This window comes from Bartonella sp. AU55XJBT (genome assembly GCF_028618525.1).
This window is the reverse complement of sequence record NZ_JAQITC010000036.1, coordinates 1-986: the sequence shown is the minus strand read 5'-3', so window position 1 is coordinate 986 and position 986 is coordinate 1. Positions and strand designations below refer to the sequence as shown.

Below are 986 nucleotides of genomic sequence, written 5' to 3'. Positions count from 1 at the left end.
TTTTGATTGCAAACCTTTTATCAGCTTGTGCATTAGCACCAAAGCTCAAACAACCCAATGATAGGAACCGTGTGCCTATTAATAAAACAATCCCTGCCGAAATTAAGCGAGGAGACAGATGAAAAAGCGCTTTATTATAACAGGAATGATGACCCTTTTGGCAATACTGAATCTAGCTCCAGCAAATGCACAAATGGAACACACAAATCCCTTCTCATTACGAATACCTTTCTTGCGGAATCAAATAGCTTCATCGCAGAACTCAGGAAATCCGCAGAACTCAGGAAATCCGCAGAACTCAGGAAATCCCATGCAACACGTAGGGGTATCGTTGGACTATAGAAAAATTATTGAGCTCTTAAAAAAACAGCTTGCGTTAAAAAAACAACAACTTTCACAAACAGAAAAAGCCTATCAAGCTATAACAAAGAGTCAGAAAACTGGATCTCAGACAATAGATTTTGCTAGTTTTTTTCTTAAAGAGCCAGAATTGCTCTATAATAAAAATAAGCTTTCAAGCCAATCATATCAAAAGGTATTGGAGGACGAAAACAAAGTTTCTGGAACGTTTGATGAAATGAGTGAAGCTATTTTTAGGCGATTACAGTCTGTATCGGTTCTAGATAAAGCTATGAGTTTAGAAAATTTTGAAAATCGTTTTCAATACCTCGAAAATCTATTCGACGAACTTCAAACAAAAGAAAACCTGAAAGATACTGCAGATCTTCAAGCACACATCGATGGTTCATTAGCTATGATCCAAAATGAATCTATAAAGATGGAAATGGTAGCACATTTACGTAACGCTGAGCACTCCCTGATCAAAAGAAAAAGACGCGAACTTGATATGAAAGTTTTTGACCATGAAAAAAAAGGAATGCCTAGCATACGATGAAAACAAGAACTCATATAGAGAGTTCAGGGCTATCTCAACAATTCAGAATGGTACAGAGATTTTATCAAAACCAAAATATCATGGTGAAAAT

General features: G+C 36.2%; 2 protein-coding genes. Both read left to right on the top strand.

The genetic code is table 11. The features are described 5' to 3' along the window. Positions 1 to 2 precede the first annotated feature (2 nt). Positions 3 to 122, top strand: coding sequence for a TrwH protein (locus PVV70_RS09685; protein WP_273759018.1), 120 nt, complete (start codon positions 3 to 5; stop codon positions 120 to 122). Next, positions 119 to 895: a type IV secretion system protein gene (locus PVV70_RS09680; protein ID WP_273759017.1), complete on the top strand. Its 777-nt coding sequence runs from the start codon at positions 119 to 121 to the stop codon at positions 893 to 895. The genes PVV70_RS09685 and PVV70_RS09680 overlap by 4 nt, the downstream gene beginning before the upstream one ends. Positions 896 to 986: the final 91 nt, after the last annotated feature.

Excerpts from the sequence above, each read along its gene's own strand:
- PVV70_RS09680 (WP_273759017.1), top strand. The coding sequence starts at position 119 with ATGAAAAAGCGCTTTATTATAACAGGAATGATGACCCTTTTGGCAATA.